The sequence below is a fragment of the Nitrosomonas sp. Nm51 genome (assembly GCF_900111165.1).
GTDB lineage: Bacteria > Pseudomonadota > Gammaproteobacteria > Burkholderiales > Nitrosomonadaceae > Nitrosomonas.
In genome coordinates this window covers 1-4,847 of the sequence record NZ_FOGH01000088.1, presented here as the reverse complement: position 1 = coordinate 4,847, position 4,847 = coordinate 1, and the positions used below count along the sequence as shown (strand labels likewise).

Below are 4,847 nucleotides of genomic sequence, written 5' to 3'. Positions count from 1 at the left end.
CCTTGCGGGCAAATTGCTCCAATTCCTTTTTATTCATCGTCTATCCTTTTAAAAATCTAATGATAGACATTTACACAGTTAGTGGGACAGTCTCCCAATACATTCGTTGCAATCATTGGCCAAAGACCAGATCATTTTTGGATTGGATCACATATTGTTCAGTTGATTTTGCCGTTTTGTTTTTTATGTCGTCGATCAGAACCTGCGCCATTTGTTCCGCATGTTCCCATTGATCGAGCGAGGCAACGGCCATTTCCAGAGCGCCGTTTTTTTCATATGTATCACACGCTCTGCCAAACATTTCCTCGATGCTGTCTATCTTCTCTGGAGAAGCACCTTCCTCACGTGCCTGAACCAACAGGCGCTTGATCTCGACCAGATGTTGCAGTTCAGGCGGAGCCGTATCGTCAATTTCCGTGGGCAGACGGGCCAACAGCCGGTCATTTTCAGGCTCGTCATTGCCTCTAAGCCAATCCCACAGACTGGCCGTTTCGCGCACAGCCACGTTCAGCGCGTCAGCAGCCTCATTGGAAACATAAACTGCGCCATTTTTAATCGTTTCAAAATTATCGTAGACTTTTTCCGTGATATAGCCAGCCGTTACGCCACCGCCGAGGCCGCCGATAACACCGCCGACGGCAGCGCCCGCAACGGTTCCGATTACAGGGATAGCGGAACCGATAGCCGCACCTGCCGCTGCTCCGGCTGCGATCCCGGCCAGACTGCCGCCGTTTGACACCGTTTCGATGAGGCCCGAGCGTTTCATGGCTTCCACGTCGCCGCGCACCGCATCAAGGCTGGTTTCACCGTAAGGAACGGCGGCTTCATAAACGGCTTCTGCGGCCTGAGCGCTGTTTCCACCGGCGGCCAGCGTAAACGCGCCGGATAATGTTCCAAAAGTCACTCCCGCAATAACACCGCCGTTTTTGCCAAGGCGTCCGAATGTTTCGGCCATATCGGCCATAAAACCGGAACCGTGTTTTGAGGGAAGATTGCTGTGAACCTCAACTTTGTCTGCGCTAATGCTGATTGCGGGTTTTCTATCTGAATCCATGAAATCAATCTGAACGCCTTTATCCGTATAGGGTTTCAGATCGGCTGCCAGCCTTTCCGGCGTTTGCTCGTAATTTTGTAACAATTCTCCGGCATGTGTTGCACTTGTATTGATATGTTGGCGCTGAACAAAATCTACGAAAGTATCAGGGTCATAAACAGCCAAACGTTTCGAATGATTATCCCATTCAGCAATAACCAGTTGCTCACTACCAAATGGTACATCTGTATCAACCATTTTAAATTCAAGATTGGGATGTTCAAAAACATTAGGCAATAATTCGGATGCTTTTGCCGCGCCTTTTAATACAACACGGCTGTCAATAACGCGGCCATGAATTTTACCGTCCGTGTCGAATCCACGATCATAAGCTCTTTGAAGCGTTACTTCCGGCGGCGCAGTTCCGTGAGAAACTTTCATCTGCTCAAAGCGCTTTGCAAACGCCATACGCTCAGGGTTAGGCGAAACGACATCCATCACCACATGCGGCGCGGGTAGCCCTGCGGCCATTCGCTCATCTAGCCGCCCCATGATTTTTTTAGCAATCAGAGAGCTTTCTTTATGCGTATATTCGGAATGTGAAGTTCCAACTTTTTTAGGATTAGCCAAAATATCCTTATAGTCATCCGGATTGATTTGTACGGCGTTTTGATAAATTTCAGGCTGCGCTTTTGCAAATTCGCTGACCAGAGAAGACTTCCCGGTGCCGGGTCCGCCCGTAACCATCATCATCTGCTTTGCCCGGTCATGGAGTGGAAGGCGCTCCAAACCAAACTCATCTAAAACCGAAGATATTTTTTCAGGTGTATAGTCGCCAGCTTTTTCGAGTTCTTGGTAAGATTTGAGTTTTAATGCTTCAGTGATAACGTTTTTTATAGTGGCACCATATTTGCCCGAGGGGGATGAAAGTATTTTTCGTTCACTGACCACCTGAACTATCAATTCATGCAGGGCAAGGCGCTGCGAATGCAAATTTCCATCCGGCCCGGAAAACCGTGCCATTGAATCAATGCCATCCGTCAATTCTGTTTTTACGTTAAACGGATCATTGTTGGCCACACACCCTCCCTGTTTTTACCACTTAAATTGAAGGAGATTCCAGCTCCCTACTTTTTTTCTTTAAAATTATCTGCAATATCTATAAGCACTTTTTTTTCTTCATTATTAATGCCACTATTTAGAACTTGTTCTATTTTTTCGACAGTCCAATTTTTGGCTATTTCTTTAGAGGCAAGCCCTGCAACATCCCAGCTATAGCCGTTATAGTCATGAAGAGCGCACTGTAAATTGCTTGTGACTTGTTCCAAAAGCTTTTTATCTCTTTGCGGGTCATCGAGCTTTGGAAGCTCAGTCAAGTATTTTGGGTTTTTAGGTTTTGTTTTACTGTCTGACATGTCCGTAATCCTTAGCAATATTGATAATATGGCTCATTATTGGCCACACACTCTCCCTGTTTTTTTATTGTTTATGGTGGTGGAAACTCCATTTTCCCATCATTTTTTTTAAGGCATCAATAATCTCGTCTTTTGTCTTGCCTTGTTCCGCTAGCTTAACGACCTCCCTAGGGGGGCAGTTTTCATCAAAAATTACGACCATGGCATCTTCAAAATCCCATCCCATCATTTCCAACCGCATCATAGCCTTGTCACTTTCTTCCTGAGCGACTGTCGCCTCGTAAGCAGCTTTATGTATCTCATCAGATACGGAATATTTCGGGTTTTTCGGTTTTGTTTTACTGTCTGACATGTCCGTAATCCTTAGCAATATTGATAATATGGCTCATTATTGGCCACACACTCTCCCTGTTCTTTTACCGTTTATGGTGGTGGGAATTCCATTTTTCCATCATTTTTTTTTAAGGCATCGATTATTTTATCGGTTGTTTTACCTTGTTTTACCATCTCTAAAGCTTGATTTGGATCACATCCAAAATCCAAAATTTTCACTGCATCTTCAAACTCACAACCAGCCATTTCTAATTTAAAACGCGCTTTACTACGTTCTTCCTTAGCCACAGTTGCGGCATGAGCGGCTTTATGTACCTCATCAGATACGGAATATTTCGGGTTTTTCGGTTTTGTTTTGCTATCACTCATATTCATAATCCTTAACGCATTAATAATATAGGCTTTGTTTTAATATTTTATTAATTGTTTTGCAAATTCAGGTCAGGATTTTGCAATCCTTTTCCCATTCCACTCTTCCTATTTTAGATCGCCTGTTATTAGTTTTTTGATATTCAGGCGTCTCTTATGCTTTTACTCACTCAAGGCTTTTACCAAGCATAGATTCAGCTTTCTCACGGAACTGCTGCTCCGTTATTTTTTCAACCTCAAAACTTCTTTCTAACCGACTCAGGTAAGTTGCATCCTGTACCAGTTCGCCTTTTTCCCGATTTGGAACTTCTGCGCCCATCTTCATGCCTTTATCATTAAAAGCTACGCGCACAGGAACGCTTTCGCCCAGTAAAAAATATTCATATGTCACTTTCGTTTTCTCCATTTTATTTCAGGGCCATATCCATGTTTTTGAGGTTAGGGGAGTTATCAATTAATTCAAACACGCGTTTCTTGTTAATGCCAGTAGCCGAGCATAATTTTTCAATAGAAGCCCGGTAACGCTCTCTCAAACGCTGGGCTTTTTCAAGATCATGGGCCATAAGATTTCGAACCCGTTCCGGGTGGAGATTGTCCATATTGTCAGCAATTTTCAGAATCAATGCGCCTTGATGGCCCGATGCGATTAAATCGTCAATAACCTGACTGTATGGACGTTTGTCATTCTCCGGTTTTGAAACAAGTCTAACCATCGTAATGCAGTCTTCCGAATAGCCTTTTTGCCGCAAGAATGCTTCGTCAATACCGCAATCCTCAATTGTGTCGTGCAAAAGTGCGGCCATAACAACATCATCACCGACATGTGGAGCAATGATTTTCACATTTTGCGCAATCCTTTCGGGATGCAAGGCATACGGACGCCCCGAATGATCCGTTTGCCCCTCGTGTAATTGCCGCATCAGTTTTAGCGTATACTCAATATCGGGCTTCATAGCGTCTGAGAACGTTCCTTTTGAATGGATTACCCGCATAATGTACCTTCGATTTTCTACCTCAATATTCTAGCAATACACGGTTAAGATATTATAAGCACTGAGAATTTGTAACACTTTTCATTAGGGATGGCATAGCTGCGCGACAATCAGCATTTCGGACATTTTCAGGCAGGCGCGGTAATGACAGATTTTGCGTTGGTTATCCTGCATTGATCAGCAACCCTTCATTGGTGTTGGCATATTGCGAAAGAGCACGATAGATCGTGCGCGGAGACACGCCGAATTGATCAGCAATTTGTGCTGGAGTTATATCGGACTGATGCTGTAACAAATTTTGCGCATGGACAATCTGGCAGGATGACAATTTTCTCGGCCTACCGATTTTTACGCCGCGCTGCCGGGCCGCTTCCATTCCGGCCTTGGTGCGTTCACGGATTAGGTTGCGCTCCAGTTCCGAGAACGCATGACGTATCTGGTACATGCATTTTCCCATTGCTGTAGAGGTGTCGATATTTTCCGTCAAGCATCGGAACGCAATATCGCGGTTTTCAAATATCTCCAGAATGTCCAGTGCATTTTTAAGCGAGCGAAAAGCGCGATCCATTTTCCAGACCACAATAACATCACCTGCTTGCAGACTAGTATAATGTTTCAATAAAATATTTACAAGTTGTCTTTTTCAGGCTATTCTCAAATAAAAACCAGGAGGGTGTCATGGCTCGAAAAACACAACGCGCTGAA

At 44.4% G+C, this 4,847-nt stretch carries 7 protein-coding genes; all 7 read right to left on the bottom strand.

Going from position 1 to position 4,847, the window contains the following annotated elements:
* Positions 1-112 precede the first annotated feature (112 nt).
* A complete protein-coding gene (locus tag BMY60_RS14635; protein WP_090334628.1) occupies positions 113-2,113 on the bottom strand; it encodes a zeta toxin family protein in 2,001 nt (666 codons plus the stop codon).
* Positions 2,114-2,160: 47 nt separating this feature from the next.
* Positions 2,161-2,448: a hypothetical protein gene (locus tag BMY60_RS14630; protein ID WP_090334627.1), complete on the bottom strand. Its 288-nt coding sequence runs from the start codon at positions 2,446-2,448 to the stop codon at positions 2,161-2,163.
* 64 nt (positions 2,449-2,512) lie between these two features.
* Positions 2,513-2,800, bottom strand: a complete 288-nt coding sequence (locus tag BMY60_RS14625; RefSeq protein ID WP_090334625.1) for a hypothetical protein — start codon at positions 2,798-2,800, stop codon at positions 2,513-2,515.
* Between the two features lie 71 nt (positions 2,801-2,871).
* On the bottom strand, positions 2,872-3,150 hold the full coding sequence (locus tag BMY60_RS14620; protein WP_143057475.1) for a hypothetical protein: 279 nt from the start codon (positions 3,148-3,150) through the stop codon (positions 2,872-2,874).
* Between the two features lie 166 nt (positions 3,151-3,316).
* Positions 3,317-3,556: a hypothetical protein gene (locus BMY60_RS14615; RefSeq protein WP_090334623.1), complete on the bottom strand. Its 240-nt coding sequence runs from the start codon at positions 3,554-3,556 to the stop codon at positions 3,317-3,319.
* A gap of 1 nt (position 3,557) precedes the next feature.
* On the bottom strand, positions 3,558-4,103 hold the full coding sequence (locus tag BMY60_RS14610; protein WP_218141719.1) for an HD domain-containing protein: 546 nt from the start codon (positions 4,101-4,103) through the stop codon (positions 3,558-3,560).
* Positions 4,104-4,305: 202 nt separating this feature from the next.
* Positions 4,306-4,761 (bottom strand): recombinase family protein, encoded by a 456-nt coding sequence (locus tag BMY60_RS14605; RefSeq protein WP_090334619.1) that lies wholly within the window; start codon positions 4,759-4,761, stop codon positions 4,306-4,308.
* Positions 4,762-4,847: the final 86 nt, after the last annotated feature.